The sequence below is a fragment of the Sphingomonas hankyongi genome (genome assembly GCF_023516575.1).
GTDB classification, from domain to species: domain Bacteria; phylum Pseudomonadota; class Alphaproteobacteria; order Sphingomonadales; family Sphingomonadaceae; genus Sphingomicrobium; species Sphingomicrobium hankyongi.
Map to the genome: position 1 here is coordinate 184692 of NZ_JAMGBE010000002.1, position 21486 is coordinate 206177.

Below are 21486 nucleotides of genomic sequence, written 5' to 3' on the forward strand. Positions count from 1 at the left end.
TTTCAGCGGTAAACTGACAGCATTCTGCGGCTCGTCCCAGAAAAATCGTTTCGGAAGGCGCATCGCTGGGCCGGCTTATGCGTTCACCATGCGAGATCCTTTCAAACTCTCGGGAGATACGCATGAACGACAACGGCTCTGGCGCCATCAGCACGCTCAACACGCTGATCGCGACCACGATCGACAGCATCACCGGCTATGAGGACAGCGCCAAGAATATCGACAACGAGCGCTTCCGCGAGATCTTCCGCCAGCGCGCCAATGAGCGCCAGCAGGTCGTTCAGGAGCTGCGCGAGGAAGTACGCCGCCTGGGTGGCAACCCCGAGGACGACGGTTCTTTCCTGGGAAAGGCGCACCAGCGCTTTGAGGACCTGAAGGCCGCTGTCACGGGCCGTGACGAAAAGGCGATCATCAACGAGGTCGAGCGCGGCGAGGACTATCTCAAGGAGAAGTTCGAAACGGCGCTCGATAGCGACGAGCTGACCGGCGACAGCCGCAGCGTTGTGGAGCGGTGCTACCAGTCGGTGCGATCCGGCCACGACCAGATGAGCCAGCTGAAGCACGGCATGGAAGCCTAAAACATAAATCTCAGACCACCTCGACCATCGGGGTGGGGCGCGGGGCGGTTCCAAGGCCAGCGGGACCGCCCCGCTTGCTGTTCAGGCCCCGAACAGCAGCTTCACATATTGGCGGAAGAGCCGCGTCTGCTTGCCCATCAGCGTCTCGTCGCGCAGCGCCTTGGACTGAATGATCGCCCCCTCGACGACGACATTGAGATGATCGGCGATCTGCTCGACCTCGATGTCGAATCTCGGGGGGTAAGTAGCGACGATCTCGTCCACCCACCGGACGAACCGCACTCGCATCCGCTTTAGATAATCGACATTCATCTGCCGCACTTCGGCGTCGAACATGCGCTCCTGGTACGTCACTGTCGCGACCATGCAGCCGGGGTGCAAAGCCTCCATATCGTCCATCATCTGGGCGTATAGGTTCAGGAAAATCAGGAAACTCTGGAGCGGGTCGTCACTGAGCTCGCGCGCGCGCGATTCCAATGTGTCCAGGATGGATTCGTCCTCGGCGAGGAAGCGCTCGAACAGTTGACGCGCCAGATCGTTTTTGTCCCGGAAGTGATAGAAGAAACCGCTCTTGGTGATACCGGCGGCCTCTACCAGTTCCTCTATGGAGGTTGCCGCGAAGCCCTTCTGGACGATCGATCGATAGGCGAGATCCATGATCCGCTCACGGGTTCGTTCGCCCTTGGTCTTGGCCGCGGAATCCAACTGCACCGCAGGTCCAGTTTTCTCGATCAGCTTGTCGACCATGCGCCCTCGCTCAAACGTATGGGGAGTTCCAAGTTATACGAAACACACGCTTTTTCACAGGGAAGCGCTAACCAGACCACGTGCTTGCTAGAGATGCTATAGAAGCAAGCTGTATTTGCGTCCCCACACCTCATCGGGGGACTTATGATTGGTCTGTACCATTATATCGCGCTTGGGCTGTTCGCGGGATTTGCCGTGCTTGAGCTCATCGCCCGGGGCGGGAATTTTCCGGCCATTGCGCGCTGGCGCCTGAAAGGCGCTGGCTTCACTCTGCTTTACTTCGCGCTCGCCACGTACGCGCCGCTCTTTTGGGACGGTTGGCTGGGCGAGCACCGGCTGTTTGCTGCGGACACGCTGCCGCTCTGGGCGCAGATCGCGGGCGGTTTCCTCGCGATCGAGCTCGGCGTCTACGTATGGCACCGAACGATGCACAACACGCCATTCCTGTGGCGCTGGTTCCACCAGATGCACCACAGCGCCGAGCGCGTGGATATTTGGGGCGCCCTCTACTTCCATCCGTTCGACACGCTTGGCTTCACTTTGGTCGGCAGCCTCGCGCTGGTGCTCGGCTTCGGCGTGAGCGCAGAGGCGGCGATCGTCGTGAACCTGCTCGCGACATTTTACGGCATGTTCCAGCATGTGAATGTGCGCACGCCGCAGTGGCTCGGCTACATCATCCAGCGGCCGGAGAGCCACTCGCACCACCACGAACGAGGGGTGCACGCGCGCAATTATTCCGACCTTCCCTTGTGGGACATGCTGTTCGGCACCTTCCACAATCCGAAGCATTTCGCGCAGGAGGTGGGCTTCTACGAAGGAGGATCGAAGCGCGTTCCGGAAATGCTGCTGGGCAAGCTGATCGCCTGACGGTCGCGACCGGCCGCTAATAGCCCATCAGGGCGAGCACCTCGCGCCGGCTGCGCTCGTCCTCACGGAACGTCCCCATCATCCGGCTGGTGGTCATCATGACCCCCGGAGTGTTCACGCCGCGCGCAGTCATGCAGGCGTGCGTTGCCTCGATCACCACGGCGACGCCCTTGGGCTGCAAATGCTGCCAGATACAGTCGGCAACCTCTGCCGTCAGACGCTCCTGCACCTGCAGCCTCCGCGCAAAGCCGTGGAGGACGCGCGCTAGCTTGCTGATGCCGACAACCTTGTCGCGGGGCAGATAGGCAATCGACGCCTTGCCGATGATCGGCGCCATATGATGCTCGCAATGCGACTGGAACGGGATGTCCTTCAGAAGGACGATCTCGTCGTAACCGCCAACCTCCTCGAAGGTCCTGGCGAGGTGCCTGCACGGATCTTCCTCATATCCACGCGCATATTCGCGCCAGGCCTTGGCTACGCGTCGCGGGGTTTCGAGCAGCCCCTCGCGGTCGGGATCGTCACCGGCCCAGCGGATGAGCGTGCGAACCGCTTCGCTGACCTCAGCGGGTATCTCGACGGCTGGCCCCGCTTCGACCAGATCGCCGTCCTCAGGTTCGCCATGATCGTTGGGCGGGCTCATTGCGCGAGTTCCTTCGCAATATCTTCCGCCACTTCGGCGGCCTGCTCGCGAATATCAGGCACGGCGATGATCTCCCAATAGCGGCCTTTGGTGAGCGGCCCGAGCGCCCACAGGCGTTCGGCGCCCTCGGCGCGCGAATGACCGTCGACGAGCACGCCCATGCCTAGGTCATCCGGCTGGACGGCGCCGTCATCCAGCAGCCCGCGAAGCAACGGATCCTTCGTGCGATCGATCGCCTGGAGCGGACCCGTGCAATTGAACACATAGGCGAACCGTCGAGTCTCCTCACGTTCCGATCCCCGGCGACGGATCGTTACGTCGACGCCGTCATTTCGCGTCTCCGCTGAAACGATCCTGCCCGCGGCGACTGTCAGGAAACCGCCTGCGATCTGCTGAGCGATCATCTGGGCAACCTCCGGAGCGATGCGGTGGCGGTGCACGTCCCACCACGGCCTTCCATGCCGGAGGAAACGACGCTGCTGCTCGTTGGAAAGACTTTGCCAAAGCTGGTGGCTGTGCGGTCTTAGGCTGTCGACGGCCGCACGCCAGCCAACCTGCCCCGAGCGACGGCGCAGCCAGCGTGCAAGCGACCTCACATCGCCCGCGGGAACCGCATCGGCATCTACGGCGACAGGTTCGAAATCTGCGTGCGAGCGTGGAATTTGCCCGCGCCTGGATACAGCTACGATCGGACCGTCATGGCCGGCCGCTTCCAGCGAGAGCACGAGGTCGACCATCGTAAGGCCGGTCCCCACCAGCAAAGCGGCTCCTCCCGTCTCCGCAAGGTCCTCGATCGCGACATTCGCGCTTCGGCCCCACGGATTGGCAATGTACCGAGGTCCTGTTTTCGAAAATGCGGAGAGACGCGCCGGCTCCTGGTTTCCGATTGCCAAAACCAGCGCGATGGCTTCGACAGTCGAACCGTCGCTCAAGCTGATAAGCCATCGGTCGTTATGAGATGCCCTGGTAGCCGTGGCGTGCACCAGCTCCGTTTGGCCGCTCGAAACCGCTTCCTCGAGGATCTCACCCAGGTAGTCAGCGAACAGGCGACGCTGCGCGAAGCCCTGGCTGTCGCCGCCTCGATCTGAGAACCAGTCGGCAAAATGAGCGGGCTCGCCTGCAATGGCGCTCATGCCTTCGGCGCGGACGTTCAGCAGGTGCGCCGGCTGGGTCGTCGAATAGGCAACGCCGCGTCCCATCCGCCCGCTGCCCTCGATGAGAACCGACTTGATCGCGCGCCGTGCGAGCTGCGCGGCGAGGATCGTACCGGACGCGCCCCCGCCGACGATTGCTACCGGGACGGCACGATCAGATTTCGTAGTCAGGCCATGCCTCCGGATTTGCGGCCCCGGTCCGGCGCTTGATCATATGGTCGTGCATTCGCTCGACGGTCTTGCCCGCCGTCTGCGTGAACCAGCCAGGCACGATGGCATGCACGATGCACGCCGCTCCCGCCCCGATCAGTTCCGCGCCGATCTTGACGGCGCCTAGGCCGTGGCCGGCCCAGCTCATGCCGAGCGAACGCGGATGTTCTGTGAAGAGACGCTGCACTAGGCCCTTGGGCTCGGATTCGATGGTCTGATTTAGCGGCATGGCCCCTGTCGTCCCGAATTCATGGTGACCCCGACAGGATTCGAACCTGTGACCTACGGATTAGGAATCCGGCGCTCTATCCTGCTGAGCTACGGGGCCGTGAGCCGACGAATAGGGACAGTGAGCGCGGCGATCAATTCACCTGGCTCGGCGGAACCACCGGCAGCGGCAGTGGAGCGACCGGCACTCCCTCGTCGACCAGCGACCTGGCCTGCTCGAGGGTGGCATTGCCGTGAACCTGCTCGCTCTTGATCTCGCCGCTGTGCATCGCTCTCGCTGTCTCTGCGAACTTGTCGCCGACCCAGCGCGAGTCCCTCAGCATTTCGGACTGCATCGCAGCCAGCCTGGCAAGCGGGTCTGCTCCCTTGCGCGGCACGCGAGGCGCCATCGGGGCCTTTGCGATATTCGCCGACGAACAAACGGGGCAATGCACCAGTCCGCCGGCTCGCTGCTCTTCATAAGCCGCGTTGGAGCTGAACCAGGCCTCGAAGGTTTCCCCGCCGTCCAGGCATTGAAGGTCGAAGACGATCATAGCGTCACGGCGTCCGGGATCGGGCGCCGATGGTTAAGCGCGGGCACGCGCGATCGCACGTCGAGAATCCTTGCGAGGTCGATCTCAGCGAACCCCACGCCGATGGTCTCGCCCATGTCGAGCAGGACCTCGCCCCAGGGATCGACGACCAGCGAGTGACCGAAGGTCTGCCGCCCGTCGTCATGCCGTCCAGCCTGGGCCGCAGCGACAATGAACAGCCCAGCCTCGATCGCGCGCGCGCGCAAAAGGATGTGCCAGTGGGCACGGCCGGTCGGCACCGTAAATGCCGCAGGAACTGCGATCACGTCGGCATCGGCCTCGGCAATCCGCGCAAAAAGGGTCGGAAAGCGAAGGTCGTAGCAGATGGTGAGGCCGACCTTCCCGACAGGCGTTCCGTTCACCAGCACCGCGCCCGTGCCCGGCTGGTAGGTCGAGGACTCGCGCCAGCTCTCCCCGGTCGGCAAATCGACATCGAACAGGTGAATCTTGTCGTACCGAGCGCGCACCTGCCCGGTGCGGTCGATCACGTAACCCCGATTGGCCACCTTCCCATCATCAACGAGGACGGCGAGCGATCCGAGATGCAGCCAGATTGCATGCTCACGCGCGGCTTCGCAGCAGGCAGCGAGCACCGGGTCATCCTCTTCCGCGCGGAGGTTCTGGGCAGCACGAGCTGAATCCCGGTCGAGAAGGCCGGACATCTCCGGTGTGAAAAGCATCGTCGCTCCGCCGCGAGCGGCTTCGCCAATCGCCACGCCGAGGGCGCGGGCATTCGCTACCGGATCGATGCCGGTGTTCGACTGAAAGAGCGCGATTCGGGTCATTTCGAGATGAGATCGTCCAATCGGCCGTCACGCTCCAATGCCAAAAGGTCGTCGCAGCCTCCCACGTGATGCTCTCTGATGAAGATCTGGGGAACGGTTGTCCTGCCATTCGCACGTTGGATCATCGCGTCCCGCTCGTTGCCGCCATAGTCGACCGGGATCTCCTTATACTCCACACCCTTGCTCTCCAGCAGCTGCTTTGCGCGCCAGCAATAGGAGCAGAATGTCTTGGTGTAGATCTCGACAATCGACACGAAATTCCTCCTTCCGCCACCTAGTTGGGCATCAACGCATCAACTGTGAAGGACGCACCACGCGGGCCCAACTGACGAGTTCGACGCGCGCTGCGCCAGCGCGCATCAGCGCTCGCGCACATGCCTCCGCAGTGCTTCCGGTGGTCAGAACATCGTCGATGAGAACGACGGTCCTGCCTTCGACCCGGCTCTTGTTTCTCACCCGGAACGCTCCGGCGACGGCTCGGCGCCGCTGCGACGAACTCATGCCCTTCAAAGCTGGCGTTCGTCGTGTCCGCCGCAGGACAAATGGGTCGGCCGGCATTCCAAGCTTCCGCGACAGCTCGCTCGCGACGAGCGCGGATTGGTTGAAGCCCCGCGCCCAAAGCCTCGTGCGGTGAAGAGGCACGGGAACAAGCAATGGCGCTTCACCATCCGGTTTCACTAGAGGAGCCATGTAGCGCGCCATTGTCCGCGCAACGGCGACCTTGCGGCCATATTTAAGGCGGATCGCGAGACCGCTCGAAAGGTCGTCATAGGCGACCGCGGCCCGGGAGCGTGCGATGCGAGGCGGCTGTGCCAGGCACACGGCGCACTCCTCCCTCTCGGTTGACGCAAGAGGCCGCCCGCACGCGCGACAGCCGCTGTTCCCGAGGAATTCGACCTGCTTCCAGCAAGCGGTGCAGAAGCTGTGCGGGTCGGTGACAATGATCCCGCATGCAGGACACCGTGGCGGCAGCGCAAAGTCGAGCAGCGAATTTGCGCAAAAGCGGAGCCAGCCAGCAAGCATCGCTTCTCTTGTCGCCTGTCCGCGGCCATCGCACAAGCAGAGCGATGGCGATGCTTTTCGACACGGGATTGCGTGCGGCGAGGCGCGACCGGGCGGCGCGAATGCGATCCGATCGCTTCCTGCTTGAACGCGCGTTCGAAGACTGTCTCGAACGCATCGAGCTCGTGCCGCATCGATTCCAATCCGCCTTGCTTGTCGGTTGCCCGGATCGATCCTGGCCTCAAAGACTAGGTCAATTCGCGGCGGAAGTAGACGTGGCCGAACCGGGTGCTGCCTTTGCTGCAGCGACTGGCGCGTCACGGATCGTCGAGGATGAATGGACGCCGCCGCAAGCGCGCTACGACCTCATCCTCGCCCTTGGCACCTTGGACACCGTCAATGACCTTCCGCGCGCGTTGCGGCTTCTCCGCTCAGCCATGACGGCGGACGCTCTGCTGATCGGAGCCATCTCAGGGGGCGATACCCTGCCCCGGCTGCGCCGCGCCATGCAGGCGGCCGATGCGGTTGCCGGCGTTGCGAGTCCCCACGTCCATCCGCGTGTCGAAGCGTCCGCTGTTGCACCTCTGCTGGAAGTCGCGGGATTTGAACGGCCGGTGGTCGACGTCGACCGAGCCCAAGTGGCCTACGCTTCGCTTCTCGCGCTGGTCACCGACCTCAGGGCCATGGCCGCGACCAACATCCTCGTCGAACGCTCACGGTTACCGCTGGGACGCTCCGCATTCCGCGCCGCTAGTGCCTCTTTCGGCGCGCAGGACGCAGATCGCACTGTCGAGACGTTCGAGATCCTGCACTTTGCGGCATGGACGCCAAAACAGCACTGAGACGGCGTTAAGGATATCCTGCGGAAGAGTTGTTAACCTCGCCAGCGCTAAACCTGCCGCGTGGACGTGGACCAGAGGAGGGTGGCTTGGACGCTTCCCCAAAGACTTTTCGCAAGCTCTGCGCAGACAGGCGCGGGGCGACGGCGATAGAATACGGACTGATTGCCGCCCTCATCGTGGTTGCGATGATGGGTGGTCTCTCCGCATTGGGCGGCGGTGCCGCCGGCATGTGGGGCAAGCTGGGCAATACCGTATCGACGAATATGTGAAGGCGGCGCCGCCTCCTTTAGGCGCGTCGCGTGCCGTAAACGATTAGCTTTACCTTCTGGCCCGGCCTGAGGACGCCGTTCGGCGCCAGGCCATTTAGCGACAGGAATCGGTCGAGCTGATAATCGCGGTAAGCCATGCGGCTCGCCAGCGACTGAATGGTGTCGCCCGGTACCACCGTATGGACGTGAATGATGCGCGGCCGGATGGCGGCTGCCTCGGTCGGGGTGATTCGCCGCAGCGAGTTGATCATCGGCAGAAACGGCTGAATTCCGTAGCCGCCGGGCGTCAGCATGACAAAGTGGTACATGCGCTGCGGATCCCATTGATAGGCGACCACGCTCGCGTCCACGATTCCGGACGAAGTGTTCACGCGTGCGGTTGTGATGGCGACGGGCATGCCGTTGATCATCGTCCGCTGCGGAGGCGGCACGTTCAGCTGGATCTGTCCGCGTGTAAGGCCCTGGAACACCCGCATGATGTAACTTTCCAGCGGACCCTCGAACCGGCCACCGCTGAAAATCGCCTTTCCTGCCGATCCCGAGACGGTCACCGCATAAGTTCCGTTAGACATCAGGTAGCCCGGAGGCACGCGGAACTGGATGCGCAGATCGGGATGCGTGAATGTCGCCCCGTCGATGATCCCTTGCGCGGGATCGTCGTCCACGAAAATGCCCTCGATCTGGTTCAGGTACAGGTCGCGGTTCCGGACCCCGGTCCCGAGGCGGCCCGTCTGGCGCGCTTCGGCGAAGGCCCGCTGCGTCCGGTTCTCGCTGAGAGGGTGGGTGCTCGCCCACTCGGGCGTCTGACGGTTCGTGCGGCCCTGCAGGCGTGCCTCCAGGGAGCTCGCGCGCGTCAGTGCCGCCAGGATCCCCGGGCCCCCGGCCGGGTCATATCCTGCCTGAGTGATGTAGCGCATCGAGAGCGCATCGGCCTGATATTCCTGGTCGCGCGAGAAGCTCAGCGTCCTCATGCGTGAGGCCTGCTGCGCGCTCTGGGACATCATGCCTCCAAAGCCGCTATTGCCGAGCACCGCACCGACGATCTGGCCGAGGACGCCGTAGACGTTGGTCTGGCGCGCATATTGCTCGCGCAATTCCGCGTGGTTCGCGGCGATATGTGCAGTCTCATGTCCCAGCGCGAAAGCGAGCTGGGACTCGTCATCCATGAGGGTCAGCAGCTGCCGCGTAACGTAAACATAGCCGCCGGGCACCGACATCGCATTCTCGACCGCCGAGTTGAGCAAAGTGAAATGAAGTGCTTGGCCGGGATTCACGATACCCGTGAATGCGCCGACCCGTCGGCCGACCTGCTCCACGTAGGTCGCACGCGGGCCGGTCTCCGCTCCGCCAAGCTCCTGCACCAGCTCCGCATGTTGCCGCTGCGCTTCGGCGACATCGCGCGGATTGAGGTACCGCTGGCCCTGCGCGCTGCCCGCGACGGGAGCGACGATGACCGACGCAGCGGCAAGCAAGAATACGCTTCTACGCATGAATCAGATCTCCGAACGTCCCCGAAATAAGCGCCGGAAATTTGAACGGAGAATGACTGGACGGGTTCCTGTGGATGTTAGCCGATCGCCAGGAACTTCGCCCGACGCTGGTCCAGCAGCTCCTTTGGCCCCAGCGAGCAACAGCCGGCCAACTCCTCCACGATCGCCCCTTTAAGGGCGCCCACGGCGGACTCCGGATCACGATGAGCGCCTCCCAACGGCTCGGTGACGATACGGTCGACAACGCCAAGCGCCTGCAGGTCCGCGGCGGTGATCTTCATCGCTTCCGCAGCATCCGCCGCCTTGTCCGCCGTCCTCCAAAGGATCGATGCGCAACCCTCCGGCGAGATTACGGAATAGACGGCATGCTCGAACATCAGCACGCGATTGGCGGCCGCGATCGCGATTGCGCCGCCTGACCCCCCTTCGCCGACGATGACCGCGATCATCGGGACGTGAAGGCCCAAACACTGCTCGGTAGCTCGAGCGATCGCTTCCGCCTGACCCCGCTCCTCGGCCTGCACTCCGGGGAAGGCGCCCGGCGTGTCCACGAGGCTCACAACCGGCAAGCCGAACTGGTCCGCGAGCTGCATCAGCCGGATCGCCTTCCGATAACCTTCCGGCTTGGCCATCCCGAAATTGTGCTTGAGCCGGGACGCAGTGTCGTCGCCCTTCTCATGGCCGATCAGCATCACCCGGCGGCCATCGATCCGAGCCAGTCCGCCGATGATCGCAGGGTCGTCGGCGAACGCCCGATCGCCGGCCAGCGGCAGGAAGTCGTCCGCGATCCCGGCCACATAATCCTTGAAGTGCGGTCGCTCGGGATGGCGCGCTACCTGCGCCTTCTGCCAGGGCGACAGCTTCGCATATGTGTCACGCAGGAGCTTCGACGCTTTCGCCTCGAGGCGGCCGACCTCGGCATCGATATCGATGTCCTCGGAACTGTTTGCGGTCTCCTTCAGCTCGGCGACGCGCGTCTCCAGCTCGGCGATCGGCTTCTCGAAGTCGAGGTAAGTCAGCATTGGCCGCGGGGCCTAGGCTGAAGCTGCGGCAGAGGTCAACGACCGCGCGTCGCAAGAGGATGACGAGCGTTCACCAATTCGACCAGCCGCGAACTGTCCACGTGCGTATAGATCTGGGTCGTTGCGATGTCGGCATGCCCCAGGAGCGACTGCAGCACCCGAAGGTCTGCGCCGCCCGACAGGAGGTGCGTCGCGAAGGCATGTCGCAAGACGTGGGGGCTCACGCGCTCGGGCGAAATTCCGGCATCGGCCGCCAGCTGGCGAACGATCTGGAAAAGCCGGACGCGGCTGAGATGGGTTTTCCCGCTCGGGAATAACCAAAGCGAGCCGGGCGGCGCCAGCTCCAGCCATTTGGCGACTGCCCCTTCGGCCCGCGAAGAGATTGGGACGAGCCGCTCCTTGCTGCCTTTTCCCCGAACCATCAGGAAGGGCTGTTCGGACCGGACGGCTCCGCGTGGAAGACCGACCAGCTCGCTCGCTCGCAGGCCCGAACCGTAAAGCAGCTCCAGCAACGCCAGGTTCCGAACAGCCGGCCCGTGCCCGCTCGACGCCCTCGCCTCGGCGCTTTCGAACATTCGCGCGACTTCATCCTCGTCGAGGATGCGAGGCAACGGCCGCTCGAACTTCGGACGCGGAAGCGCCTGCGACGGATCATCGCCGCGAAGCCCGTCGTCCACCAGGAAACCGTAGAAGCGTCTCAAGGCGGCTGCCCGTCGCGCGACGGTGGACGGAGAAAGCTCGGCCCATTTCTCGCCGAGTCCTGCCAGATCCGAGGGTCTCGCTGCGGAAACCGATCCGCCCAGGGACTCAGCCGCGCGCTCAAGGTCGTTGCGATAGGCGGCGAGCGTGTGCCTGGAACTACCCGCTTCGGCGGCAAGCATGTCGAGAAAACGATCGACCAGCGCTCGATCTTCGCCCGTCACGTTCGGGACAGGGCCTCCGCCGCAATCATTCGCGCCGTGAAGTCCTGATGCGTCGCCCTCAATGCGTCTAGCGCGTGGTAGAGGTGTGCGCCGGGGAGATGCTCGAACGTCGCCGTCTGGAATCCCGTCCCCGTAAGCACGATCACCGTGCCTGCCTGGCCCATTCGGGCCGCGCTATCGATCATGCGTGTCCACGCCGTTCGGCGCCCCAGGCCGAGCGCATAACGTCGGTTGAGGGAATTAGCTGACTGCTCGTTGATTCGGCCAAGGCCGAACAATCCGGCAACGATGAGCGAGCTGCGAATTTTTTCGGGGCTGTTGTCGCGGCCGATGAAGCCCGAGATCCGGCCGTAGCTCAGGTCGAGGCCCTTGGTATCCGGCGCTGCCAGTACCAGCATCGCCCAAGCACGATCGCCGTTCGTATCGTTCATCTGCCCGACGGCGTGCACCCAACGCGCAGCCGCGCGATCGTAACCGGCGGCCAGCATTGCAGAGATCAATTCGGGCGCATCGTCTTCCAGATCCGGGTCGGGGTCGATGCGAGCTGCGGCGCGGGCCACGAGCGCACGGATACCCTCCTTCTGCAGCCCGCTTTGTTCCTTGCCCAGCAAATGACGGATCGCGGCAAGCCGTGCGTCGCGGTCCTTGCCCACGAACGCCTGGCGCAGCTGCCAGGCGTCGGTTTCCGGCAAGTCGCTGGGGTCCGTTGAATCGTAAATGGCGGAATAAAGGTCGACCAGGGACTGCGACGACAGCACGCCAAGCCCGCCGGCAATCAGGGCCGAATCGAGTCGCTGAGAGGCGGAAAGCAGCGGCGCCCGTGCCTGATACGCCCGGAGGCGGGGAGCGGCCGCTTGCAGGAGCCTGTTCGGGATCGCCATCCCCGTCGCCGTAGCCAATCCAAATCGCCACGCCGTGAGCTGATCGACCGGGTCCCACTCTATTGTGACCGCGCGCGCGGTGTTCGCGCCGGCTCCCACGACCTTGTCTGCCAGCGTCAGGTCGATGCCGCCGACACGGCCATGACGCCGAGCTTCGTCGATCTGCGCGGCGGCGCTTTCGGGTTCTCCACCAAGCGACGAGCACATGGCGTTCACGAGCTGGCGAATGCGCGTCTCATATTTGCGGATGCCATCCTCAATCGGACAGAGAGCGGGGACGTCGGCGCTGGCAAGCGCCCCTTGCACCGCGACCTGGACCATTTTTGGCGTGAACTTGTCGGTATCGACGCCGGAAATCAGCATTTGACCTGCATCGGCCTCGCCCATCCGGAGGAGGAGCCACGCGCGCTCGCCGGCCCAATCGACCGGGTTCACGTCGCGCGGTGCCCTCGCCTTCGTGAGAAGGGTCTGTCTAAGCGCGATATGCGCCCAGCGCGAGGCGATCGGCGTGTCCATCCGGCGCATGAGCGTCGAGAGGAACGCGCCGCTCGCGCCCCGCCAGGGATCGTCGCCAAGCCCTTCTTCAGCAGGATCGAGCACGCCGACGACCCACGGATCGCGCCGCGCGTTGGCCGGATATTCGACCGGGGGCGCCGGTGCAGGCAGATCGAGACTGGTCAACTCCTCGATCAGGCCTTCCATCGAAGGGGCATTCACATAACCGGGGCGAGGCACGTCCTTGCGGGGTCCGGTCGTCGAAGGCGACTGGCTCACAGGCTGTTGCGTGGGCGTCGGCGCCGATTGCGCTGGCTGAGCGGACTGCTGCGCTGCCGCGGGCAGCGCCAGGGCGATCGCCGTGCCCGCAATGAGCAGGGGCTTAGCTCGCATTGCCGCCTTGCTGAACGTCGACCTCGATGGTTCGGGCCGGAGTTTCATGAGGAACTGTCGACAGAAAATACAAACCGCCGATGACAACCACTGCGAGAAGGATAAGCACGATCAGTCGCGACATGGGATTCCGCTTGGCTAGAGGGCCTTTGGCGGCGCTTTTGCCGACCGCCAAAGCCGCTGTATAGCCCTTTGTCGTGAGTAACGGGGCGAACTTACGTGACTGACCTGCTTAAGCGGCTCGATCGGCCGATAGTGCTCGTGGGGCTGATGGGTGCGGGGAAGTCAACGGTCGGGCGCAGGCTCGCCAAGCGACTGGGATTACCTTTCATCGACAGCGATTCGGAGATCGAGGACGCCGTGGGACTTCCCTGGGGCGAGCTTTTCGAACGTTACGGCGAAGCCGATTATCGGGATGGGGAGCGGCGGCTCGTTGCGCGGCTCGTGGACGGCCAGGTTCGCGTCATCGCGACTGGAGGGGGCGTCTTCGTAGATCCACAAACTCGCCAGCTCTTGAAGGAACAAACGATAACGATCTGGCTGGACGCGCCGATCGAAATCCTCGCCGAGCGGACCGGAAGGCGCGACACGCGCCCGCTGCTCAAGAATGGCGACCGAAAAGACACGCTGGAGCGCATCGCGAACATCGAACGAGAAGCCTATTCGGAAGCCGCTCTTCACGTGAAGAGCGGAGACGGCGCTCACAGAGATGTCGTCGAAACCATCGTCCGTGAGCTTGAGCAGTATCTCGCAGGACGAACCGCCGCTTAAGCCGGGCCCGTAGCTTCCTCTACATCAGGCAGCGACCGATCCTCGCCGAATGAGCGGTCCCAACCGGCACGAATATCGCCAGTCGCGCTTTGCCGCTCCAGGCGTTCGCAATCGCGGGACCTGTATTCACGATCAACGCGATCCACTTCTTCCTTGGGAACACCGCTAGCCTTGAGCGCCGCTCTGCCCATGGCGACTGCGCTTTCGAAAAGTTCGCGCTCAGCAAAGGCCAGGTCGAGGCCCTCGAGATCGAGCAGGTGCAAGCGGTCAAACGCACGGACCATGACGGAGGCCTGGGGAAACGCCTCCAGGACTGCCCGCACGGCCGACCGGTTCATCTCCCCGCCTTCATTGTCATTGCACAAAGCGATGACCTTGGCGGTTTCGGCCCCCGCGGAGCGCAGCAGGTCCAGCCGAAGGCCGTCGCCGTAGTAGACCTTCGTCCCGAATTCCTCCGAGAGCTCGATCTGCGCCGGCTTCTTGTCGATAATTGTCACGCCGATCCGCTTGGCCTGGAGCATCTGCGCGACGGTCTGGCCGAAGCGACCATACCCCACCACGATCGCACTCGTGGCCGGTGAGAGCTCGGGTCCGTCGAGTCCGTCACCCCCGCGCTCCTCGCGCGCTTCGAGCCAGTCGGTCAGGCGCATCAAGAACGGAGTGGTCGCCATCGACAGCGTCACCACCGCGCTGAAGAGCGCCGCCGCCTCTCCGGTTATCAAGCGCGCCTCGGTCGCCTGAGCGAAAAGAACGAAGCCGAATTCGCCGGCCTGGCTCAGCAACAGACCGAGCCGGAAGCTGCGCGTCCATGAGCAGCTGAAGCCGCGGCTGAGGATAGTTATCAGCAGCGTCTTCGTCAGGATCACGCCGGCCGCGACACCCAGCACGAACAGCGGCCTGTCAGCGATCACCTGCAGGTTCAGCGCCATGCCGACGGACAGGAAGAAGAGGCCGAGCAGGATCGAGCGGAACGGCTCGACATCGCTTTCGAGCTCGTGGCGGTAGGGGGATTCGGCGAGCATCACGCCGGCGACGAAGGCCCCGAGAGCGACCGAAAGGCCGAGCGCCTGCATCACGGCGGAAGCGCCGACGACGGTGAAGAGTCCCGCCACGACGAACAACTCCCGCTCTCCCAGCCTGCCGACGAGGCGGAAGAGAGGATTGAGCACCCATCGTCCCACGAGGACTAGGCCGATCACCGCCAGGACCGTGTAGAGCGCAAAGGTCCAGCCGGTCGGCGCCGCCGGATCGGGCGGCACGCGCGACATCGCGGCGATGATGGTGATCATCGGAACGATCGACAGATCCTGGAACAGCAGGATCGAGAAAGCCCGCTCGCCTTGCGGCGTGTTGAGCTCATTGTCCGATCTCAGCATCGGCAGGACCTGGGCTGTCGAGGACAGGCCCAGCGGGAGGCCTATCGCCAGCGCTGCTTCCGGCGAGATCCCCAGCGCCACGTAAAGCAGCAGGCTGATCGCCAGCCCGCAAAGCACGACCTGCGCCGCGCCCAGCCCGAAGATATCCTTCCGGAGGCGCCAGAGTCGGCTGGGCTGCAGTTCCAGGCCGACGATGAACAGCAGGAGCGCGATGCCGATCTCGGTGATGCTGAGAAGCTGTTCCGGATCGCGGATGAGGCCCAGCAGCTGCGGCCCGATGAGCGCACCGGCGACGATATAGCCCAAGGTCGCGCCGAGCTTGAGCTGACGGAACAGGGTCACGAACAGCAGGGCGGCGCCGAGCATGATGGCGCCGCTTTGCAGCATGGCGGTCGCGACGTGCTCGGCCTGCGCGGGAGTCGTCAACGCGCGTCTTCCATTGCGGCCAGCAGCGCCCTGAACGGCAGGAGGATCGCGCCGTGGCGCGGCTGGCGCGTCCTTGCCGGCTCAAGCGCCATGAGCCCGGGCCAGTCGCCCGAATCTTCCCGATGGCCGCAAAGCCACCGGCTCACCGCAAGCATCGCATCGGCGACCTCGGCGTGACTGCGGCCGGTGGCGTGATGCTCGACCAGGGCGGCTGAGGCCTGACCGAAGGCGCAAGCCTGCACGGTTTGCGTTATCGCGAGGACCCGGCGATCCTCGTCGAGCTGGACGGTAAGGCTGATCTTGCTGCCGCAGGTCGCGGAGCGCACTTCCGCGCGGCCATCGGCGCGCTCCAGCTCGCGCGGCTCTTGCAGCGACGCCGCGAGCCGAAGGATCTCCGTCGTGTAGAGCGGGGGGGTCATTCCCTCCGCCATGTAGTGCCGGACGGCCCATCCTCCAAAATTACGCCTTGGGACTTGAGCTCGTCGCGGATCCGGTCCGCCGTCGCGAAGTCGCGCGCGCCCTTCGCTGCGGTGCGCTCGGCGATGCGCGCTTCGATCGCTTCCGCATCGCCACCGCCCTGGAACCATTCGTCTGGCGAGCCGCGGAGCAGGCCGAGCAGGCGAGCGCTCGCCTGGAGCGTCGCACCTTCGAGCGCGGACAGGCGCGAAAGCGCGAGAGGCGTGTTCAGATCGTCGCGCAATGCCTCGACGACGCCTTCGTCGATATTCCCGGCCTCACCGTCCCCAGCCGAGCGATACAGCCGATCCAGCGTGGCCTTGGCCTGTGCGACCAGTGTGTCCGTCCAGGGCAAGGGTTGGCGATAATGCGCGCTGAGAAGCGCGAGCCGCAGTGTTTCGCCTTTGTGCCCCTGTGCAAGCAGCTCCGCCGGCGTGATGATGTTGCCGAGCGACTTCGACATCTTCTCCGCGCCCATGTCGACGAAGCCGTTGTGGACCCAGTAGCGCGCGAGAGGCACTCCGCCGTGGGCGCACCGGCTTTGCGCCATCTCGTTCTCGTGATGCGGGAAGATGAGGTCGAGGCCGCCGCCGTGGATATCGATCGTCTCGCCGAGATGGCGCTCGATCATCGCCGAGCATTCGACGTGCCAGCCGGGGCGACCGCGCCCCCATGGGGAGTCCCAACCGATCACATCGTCGCCGCTGGGCTTCCACAGCACGAAATCGGCGGCGTCGCGCTTGTAGGGCGCCACTTCGACGCGGGCGCCGGCGAGCATCGCTTCGCGATCGCGGCGGCTGAGCTGGCCATATTCCTTCCACGAGAGGACGCTGAACAGCACGTGGCCCTGCGCCTCATAAGCATGGCCAAGCTCGATCAGACGCGCGATCATCGCCACCATCGCAGCGATCTCCTGCGTCGCATGCGGCGCGATGCTCGGCGGCTGGACGCCAAGCGCGCCCATGTCTTCGAGATAGAAGCGCTCGTAGCGCTCGGTGATCACCGAGGGATCGACGCCCTCTTTTTCAGCCGACGCGATGATCTTGTCGTCGACGTCGGTGACGTTGCGGGCATAGACGAGGCTCTTCTCGCCGAATTCATGGCGGATCAGGCGAGCAAGCGTGTCGAAGACGACCGCTGGCCTGGCGTTGCCGATGTGCGCGCGGCCGTAGACCGTCGGACCGCACACATACATGGTGATGCGCTGCTTGTTGAACGGCACGAACGGCCGCTTCTCGCGGGTCAGCGTATCGTGAAGGTAGATCATCCGTCCTCCCCAACCGGCCTGGGCTCCAAACGCCGTGCCTCTACCCAGTCGACGATCGCCCGGCCGCTGGCGTTGAGCAGCGGATAGGTGCGCGACTTGACCATCCACTCCGGCCGCTCCGCTTCAGGCCCGTAGACCATGTCGGTGGCCAGGTTCGCCAGCAGGAAGAACAGCGTCACGCCAAGCAATCCTTTGAGCGCGCCGAACCCTCCGCCCAGGACACGGTCGAACGGTCCCAGCAGGGAGTGGCGCCGGGTCTTGCCGCCGATGGATCTCGCAAGCAGCTTCACGATCAGGAAGCTGGGGACGAAAAGTACCGCGAACGCGAGGACGGCGGCTGCCGCCGATCCCATGTCCCAGCTGTTCATCAGCCCGGTCCATAGCTGGGAATGGAACAGCTTCAGCATCGCTATCGCCACAGCCCATGCGAAAAGCGAGAGCACCTCATGCACGAAGCCGCGCACGAAGCCCACTGCGGCCCCGCCGATCAGAAGCAGAAACACGAAGACGTCGAGGGCGGTCATCGACCTGCGGCTAGCTGGTTCTTTCATGCTTTGCGAGACCGGCATGGCCATTGCGCGGAGAGCATCCGGCACTAGTGATGGCCGTCATGCTCGGCTTCATGAGATTAGGGCGCAAGGCGGCCCCACAAGCATCGGCAAACGCGCCATCGGTGAAGGAGCCAGCTGCGGCGGTCAGCGGCGATCCGGTCATCTACGATTTCGGAATGAACAACGGCGACGATGTCGAATATTATCTCCTGAAGTGCGACCGGGTCGTTGCCGTCGAGGCCAATTCCGTCCTTTGCGAGCTGGCAAGCGAGCGCTTCGCCTGGGACATCAAGTCCGGACGCCTCACGATCCTCAACGTGGCCCTGTCTGATCGGGAATCAGCCGAACCGCTTACCTTTTACATTCACAAGACCAACCACGTGCTGAGCCAGTTGCCAGAGCCTGAGCCGGAGGTCCGCGACGAGTTCGAAGCGGTGCAAGTCCCCTGCCGGACGCCCGCAAGCATCGTCCAGGAGTTCGGCCCGGCCCACTATGTCAAAGTCGACATCGAGCATTACGACCTGCCGGTGTTGCGGGAGTTGTTCGCGGCCGGGATCTTTCCGCCTCAGATCTCGGCCGAATCCCATTCGGCCGGCGTTTTCGCCTGCCTGGTCGAGAACGGCTACACCAGGTTCGCGCTGGTGGACGGACAGACGGTGCCGGAAGTCTACGGCAACGCGATCATCCAGACCCTGAAAGGCGTCCGCCGCTTTTCATTCAAATATCATTCGGCGGGCCCGTTCGGCGACGACATCCGCGCGAATTGGCAGGACGCGAACGAGTTCCTGTACACGCTTGCCGAGGCGCGTCTCGGTTGGAAGGACATCCACGCGCGCCGAGCTTGAGCTATCGGCCGAGAATCTGATCCACCAGTTCGCGCAGGTTTCCGAATTGCGCGAGCTTCAGCCCCTCGTCGCCCTTCATGGACCTGGGCGTCCAGGCCGTTTCGAATCCAAGCTTGGCCGATTCTTTCAGTCGCAGCCCCGCGTGAGCCACGGGCCGGACCTCGCCTGAAAGCGCGATCTCGCCCAACACGACGGCTTCCGTAGGCACTGGTCGTTCGGACAGCGCCGAAACCAGTGCTGCGGCCACGGCAAGGTCCGCAGCCGGATCGCTCAGCCGATAGCCGCCCGCCACGTTCAGATAGACTTCCGAGGTGCCGAAGCTGAGGCCGCATCGTGCTTCCAGTACCGCGAGGATCATCGCGAGACGACCGCTGTCCCAGCCGACGGCGGCTCGTCTGGGCGTGGCGCCGGTGGCGAGCCTGACGGTCAACGCCTGGATCTCGACCAATACCGGCCGCGAGCCCTCGATTGCGGGGAAGACGCTCGTCCCGCTGACCGGCTCGCCGCGATGCGTCAGGAACAGGGCCGACGGGTTTGGCACCTCGGTGAGCCCGGCGCCCTCCATGGCGAACACGCCGATCTCGTCGGTGCCGCCGAAGCGATTCTTCATTGCCCGAAGGATTCGATACTGGTGGCTGCGCTCGCCTTCGAAGCTCAGCACCGTATCGACCATATGTTCGAGCACGCGCGGACCGGCGATGGACCCGTCCTTCGTGACATGGCCGACGAGGACTAGGGCGGTGCCGCGTTCCTTGGCGAAACGGACCAGCTCCTGCGCCGAGGCGCGGACCTGGCTGACCGTCCCCGGGGCGCCTTCGATGAGGTCCGAATGCATCGTCTGAATGGAATCGATGATCAGGAGAGCCGGCGGCTCCCGGTCACCGACGGTCGTAAGAATGTCGCGGACCGACGTGGCCGCGGCCAACTGGACAGGCGCTCCACCGAGGCCCAGGCGAACCGCGCGCAGGCGCACTTGTTCGGCGGATTCCTCGCCCGAGACATAGACGACTCTTCGCCCTTCGCTCGCCAGGCGGGCCGCGACCTGCAGCAGGAGCGTCGACTTGCCGATCCCGGGGTCGCCCCCGACGAGCATCGCGGAGCCCGCCACGATGCCTCCCCCGATCGCGCGATCGAATTCCGCAAGGCCGCTCGGCAATCGGTCGGGCAGCGCCGCCGGCGTCTCGAGGCCTACCAGAGGGATCACGCGTCCCCCGCCCTGGAGATTATGCTTGGCCGAGAAAATGCTCGAGACTTCCGCCGTTTCCTGAATGAGCGTGTTCCATTCGGCGCAATCGGCGCATTGCCCCTGCCAGCGGCTGCTTACCGACCCGCAGGCCTGACAGACGTAACGTGATTTGGGCTTCGCCATGGCGGAACAATACACGAACAAATTCGCTGCGAAAGACGGAATCGCCCGCAAAGGAATAGCAGGGCAGACCAATGTGAGCTCGCTTGATATGGCGCGTGAGTGACAAGCCAGCTCGAACCATCCCAACACGATCGGCCATCTTCCGTTTTCAGGGGCCTGCTTGAAAGCGAAGCGACGGGCGGAATCCTGCTCATGGTCGCCGCCGCGTTCGCGCTTTTGGTCGCGAACTCCCCCATCGCACCCACATATTTCGCGACGCGCGACCTTCACTTTGGCGGACTGAGCCTGCTCCACTGGATCAACGACGCACTGATGGCGCTGTTCTTCCTGCTGGTAGGACTGGAGATCAAACGCGAGCTCGTTGACGGGCAGCTTTCGACCTGGCCGAAGCGCATCCTCCCGGGTCTCGGCGCGGCTGGCGGCATGGTCGTTCCTGCCGTGATCTACGTCGCCATGAACGCCGGGACCCCGCCGAACCTTCTCGGCTGGGCAATACCGACAGCGACCGACATTGCCTTTGCGCTCGGCGTCTTGCGCTTGTTGGGGCCCCGCGTGCCAGTGTCGCTCAAGGTTTTTCTTACTGCACTGGCGATCATCGATGATCTCGGCGCGGTCACGATTATCGCCTTCTTCTACACCGATCAGCTCGCACCGCTCTGGCTCGGGTTGGCGGCGCTGCTGCTGGTCGCGCTGTGGGGCATCAACCGCGCCGGGGTTATCAAACCTGCTCCCTATTTGGTTCTGGGAACAATCCTGTGGTTCGTCGTTCTCAACTCGGGAGTTCATGCAACCTTGGCAGGCGTTGCGCTGGCGATGACGATTCCGATGCGACGGTCGCCCGGCCGTCCCGACGACAGCGGCTCTCTCCTCCACCGTCTCGAACACGGGTTGCAACCCTGGGTGGCCTACCTCGTGCTGCCGATTTTTGCTTTCGCCAACGCCGGCGTGGACCTCCGAGGGATGAGTGCCAGCGCCGTTTTTTCTGATATTCCGTTGGGCATTGCCTTGGGTCTTTTCCTCGGCAAGCAATTGGGCATCTTCTCCCTCGCCTGGATTGCTGTTCGGACGGGCATCGCCGACTGCCCGCGGGACGCGAACTTCGTCCAACTCTACGGCGTAAGCGTCTTGTGCGGCGTGGGCTTCACCATGAGCCTGTTCATCGGCTTGCTCGCCTTCGCCGACGCACCGCACATTCAGGATGGCGTGAAGCTCGGAGTCCTCGTGGGCTCGATCTGCTCGGCTTTGCTCGGAAGCGCGGTCCTGATGCCGTGTGGGAAAATGTCCAAAGAACCCGTTGTCGCTGATCGCCCGCACGGCTAGGCGC

The 21486-nt window shown here is 64.1% G+C and carries 25 protein-coding genes, 1 tRNA gene and 1 pseudogene; 7 read left to right on the plus strand and 20 right to left on the minus strand.

From position 1 onward, the window contains the following. Window positions 1-122 precede the first annotated feature (122 nt). Window positions 123-578 carry a ferritin-like domain-containing protein gene (locus tag LZ538_RS05625; RefSeq protein WP_249831032.1) on the plus strand — a complete coding sequence of 152 codons (456 nt, stop codon included), beginning with the start codon at window positions 123-125 and terminating at the stop codon, window positions 576-578. Window positions 579-659: 81 nt separating this feature from the next. On the opposite strand, the gene LZ538_RS05630 is transcribed toward LZ538_RS05625, so the two are convergent. After that, a complete protein-coding gene (locus LZ538_RS05630) occupies window positions 660-1325 on the minus strand; it encodes a TetR/AcrR family transcriptional regulator (RefSeq protein ID WP_249831033.1) in 666 nt (221 codons plus the stop codon). A 144-nt stretch (window positions 1326-1469) separates the two neighbouring features. Here LZ538_RS05630 and LZ538_RS05635 point away from each other — a divergent pair, with 144 nt between their 5' ends. Then, window positions 1470-2192 (plus strand): sterol desaturase family protein, encoded by a 723-nt coding sequence (locus LZ538_RS05635; protein WP_249831034.1) that lies wholly within the window; start codon window positions 1470-1472, stop codon window positions 2190-2192. Between the two features lie 16 nt (window positions 2193-2208). On the opposite strand, the gene folE is transcribed toward LZ538_RS05635, so the two are convergent. The 9 genes and pseudogenes from folE to LZ538_RS13355 all read right to left on the minus strand — a co-directional run. Continuing rightward, window positions 2209-2835 (minus strand): GTP cyclohydrolase I FolE, encoded by a 627-nt coding sequence (gene folE / locus LZ538_RS05640; protein ID WP_249831035.1) that lies wholly within the window; start codon window positions 2833-2835, stop codon window positions 2209-2211. Beyond that, window positions 2832-4175 carry an FAD/NAD(P)-binding protein gene (locus tag LZ538_RS05645; protein ID WP_347402752.1) on the minus strand — a complete coding sequence of 448 codons (1344 nt, stop codon included), beginning with the start codon at window positions 4173-4175 and terminating at the stop codon, window positions 2832-2834. Before LZ538_RS05645 ends, folE begins: the two co-directional genes overlap by 4 nt. Further along, a complete protein-coding gene (locus LZ538_RS05650; RefSeq protein WP_249831036.1) occupies window positions 4144-4428 on the minus strand; it encodes a DUF6356 family protein in 285 nt (94 codons plus the stop codon). Before LZ538_RS05650 ends, LZ538_RS05645 begins: the two co-directional genes overlap by 32 nt. Window positions 4429-4450: 22 nt before the next feature. Then, window positions 4451-4527: transfer RNA gene (locus tag LZ538_RS05655), tRNA-Arg, on the minus strand. A 34-nt stretch (window positions 4528-4561) separates the two neighbouring features. Further along, the gene (locus LZ538_RS05660; RefSeq protein ID WP_249831037.1) at window positions 4562-4960 is read right to left on the minus strand and encodes a DUF1178 family protein; all 399 of its coding nucleotides are present in this window, start codon (window positions 4958-4960) and stop codon (window positions 4562-4564) included. Then, entirely contained in the window at window positions 4957-5784 is an 828-nt protein-coding gene (locus tag LZ538_RS05665; RefSeq protein WP_249831038.1) for a carbon-nitrogen hydrolase family protein, read from the minus strand. The genes LZ538_RS05660 and LZ538_RS05665 overlap by 4 nt, the downstream gene beginning before the upstream one ends. Beyond that, window positions 5781-6038, minus strand: coding sequence for a glutaredoxin 3 (grxC, locus tag LZ538_RS05670; protein WP_249831039.1), 258 nt, complete (start codon window positions 6036-6038; stop codon window positions 5781-5783). Before grxC ends, LZ538_RS05665 begins: the two co-directional genes overlap by 4 nt. A gap of 31 nt (window positions 6039-6069) precedes the next feature. Further along, entirely contained in the window at window positions 6070-6606 is a 537-nt protein-coding gene (locus tag LZ538_RS05675) for a ComF family protein (protein ID WP_347402753.1), read from the minus strand. Window positions 6607-6657: 51 nt separating this feature from the next. Beyond that, window positions 6658-6807, minus strand: a pseudogene (locus LZ538_RS13355) (double zinc ribbon domain-containing protein); the annotation flags it as partial. A gap of 44 nt (window positions 6808-6851) precedes the next feature. Here LZ538_RS13355 and LZ538_RS05680 point away from each other — a divergent pair. Both LZ538_RS05680 and LZ538_RS05685 read left to right on the plus strand, forming a co-directional pair. Next, entirely contained in the window at window positions 6852-7628 is a 777-nt protein-coding gene (locus LZ538_RS05680) for a methyltransferase domain-containing protein (protein ID WP_249831041.1), read from the plus strand. 86 nt (window positions 7629-7714) lie between these two features. Beyond that, a complete protein-coding gene (locus LZ538_RS05685; RefSeq protein ID WP_249831042.1) occupies window positions 7715-7897 on the plus strand; it encodes a Flp family type IVb pilin in 183 nt (60 codons plus the stop codon). Between the two features lie 17 nt (window positions 7898-7914). Here the strand turns inward: LZ538_RS05685 and LZ538_RS05690 are convergent, their stop codons facing one another. The 5 genes from LZ538_RS05690 to LZ538_RS13215 form a co-directional block, all read right to left on the minus strand. After that, the gene (locus LZ538_RS05690) at window positions 7915-9387 is read right to left on the minus strand and encodes a M48 family metalloprotease (protein ID WP_249831043.1); all 1473 of its coding nucleotides are present in this window, start codon (window positions 9385-9387) and stop codon (window positions 7915-7917) included. 77 nt (window positions 9388-9464) lie between these two features. Beyond that, window positions 9465-10409 (minus strand): acetyl-CoA carboxylase carboxyltransferase subunit alpha, encoded by a 945-nt coding sequence (locus tag LZ538_RS05695; protein WP_249831044.1) that lies wholly within the window; start codon window positions 10407-10409, stop codon window positions 9465-9467. A 35-nt stretch (window positions 10410-10444) separates the two neighbouring features. Further along, window positions 10445-11332 (minus strand): tyrosine recombinase, encoded by an 888-nt coding sequence (locus LZ538_RS05700; RefSeq protein ID WP_347402742.1) that lies wholly within the window; start codon window positions 11330-11332, stop codon window positions 10445-10447. Next, window positions 11329-13101, minus strand: a complete 1773-nt coding sequence (locus LZ538_RS05705) for a hypothetical protein (protein WP_249831045.1) — start codon at window positions 13099-13101, stop codon at window positions 11329-11331. The genes LZ538_RS05700 and LZ538_RS05705 overlap by 4 nt, the downstream gene beginning before the upstream one ends. Next, complete coding sequence (locus LZ538_RS13215) at window positions 13091-13225, minus strand: hypothetical protein (RefSeq protein WP_283937641.1); 135 nt, start codon at window positions 13223-13225, stop codon at window positions 13091-13093. The genes LZ538_RS05705 and LZ538_RS13215 overlap by 11 nt, the downstream gene beginning before the upstream one ends. A gap of 95 nt (window positions 13226-13320) precedes the next feature. Here LZ538_RS13215 and LZ538_RS05710 point away from each other — a divergent pair, with 95 nt between their 5' ends. Then, window positions 13321-13872 carry a shikimate kinase gene (locus LZ538_RS05710; RefSeq protein WP_347402743.1) on the plus strand — a complete coding sequence of 184 codons (552 nt, stop codon included), beginning with the start codon at window positions 13321-13323 and terminating at the stop codon, window positions 13870-13872. On the opposite strand, the gene LZ538_RS05715 is transcribed toward LZ538_RS05710, so the two are convergent. Genes LZ538_RS05715 through LZ538_RS05730 form a run of 4 tightly spaced genes read right to left on the minus strand, consistent with a single transcriptional unit; the run spans window position 13869 to window position 17921 of the window. Next, window positions 13869-15635, minus strand: coding sequence for a monovalent cation:proton antiporter-2 (CPA2) family protein (locus tag LZ538_RS05715; protein WP_249831573.1), 1767 nt, complete (start codon window positions 15633-15635; stop codon window positions 13869-13871). The two genes, LZ538_RS05710 and LZ538_RS05715, sit on opposite strands and share 4 nt — an antisense overlap. A 35-nt stretch (window positions 15636-15670) precedes the next feature. Continuing rightward, entirely contained in the window at window positions 15671-16093 is a 423-nt protein-coding gene (locus LZ538_RS05720) for an iron-sulfur cluster assembly scaffold protein (protein WP_249831046.1), read from the minus strand. Beyond that, window positions 16090-17397, minus strand: a complete 1308-nt coding sequence (gene cysS, locus LZ538_RS05725) for a cysteine--tRNA ligase (protein ID WP_249831047.1) — start codon at window positions 17395-17397, stop codon at window positions 16090-16092. Before cysS ends, LZ538_RS05720 begins: the two co-directional genes overlap by 4 nt. Then, entirely contained in the window at window positions 17394-17921 is a 528-nt protein-coding gene (locus tag LZ538_RS05730) for a CvpA family protein (protein WP_249831048.1), read from the minus strand. The genes cysS and LZ538_RS05730 overlap by 4 nt, the downstream gene beginning before the upstream one ends. Window positions 17922-17998: 77 nt before the next feature. Between LZ538_RS05730 and LZ538_RS05735 the strand changes: the two genes are divergently transcribed. Beyond that, on the plus strand, window positions 17999-18793 hold the full coding sequence (locus LZ538_RS05735; protein WP_249831049.1) for an FkbM family methyltransferase: 795 nt from the start codon (window positions 17999-18001) through the stop codon (window positions 18791-18793). A 1-nt stretch (window position 18794) separates the two neighbouring features. On the opposite strand, the gene radA is transcribed toward LZ538_RS05735, so the two are convergent. After that, on the minus strand, window positions 18795-20162 hold the full coding sequence (radA, locus tag LZ538_RS05740) for a DNA repair protein RadA (RefSeq protein WP_249831050.1): 1368 nt from the start codon (window positions 20160-20162) through the stop codon (window positions 18795-18797). 99 nt (window positions 20163-20261) lie between these two features. Here radA and nhaA point away from each other — a divergent pair, with 99 nt between their 5' ends. Then, window positions 20262-21482, plus strand: a complete 1221-nt coding sequence (gene nhaA / locus LZ538_RS05745; protein WP_249831051.1) for a Na+/H+ antiporter NhaA — start codon at window positions 20262-20264, stop codon at window positions 21480-21482. Window positions 21483-21486: the final 4 nt, after the last annotated feature.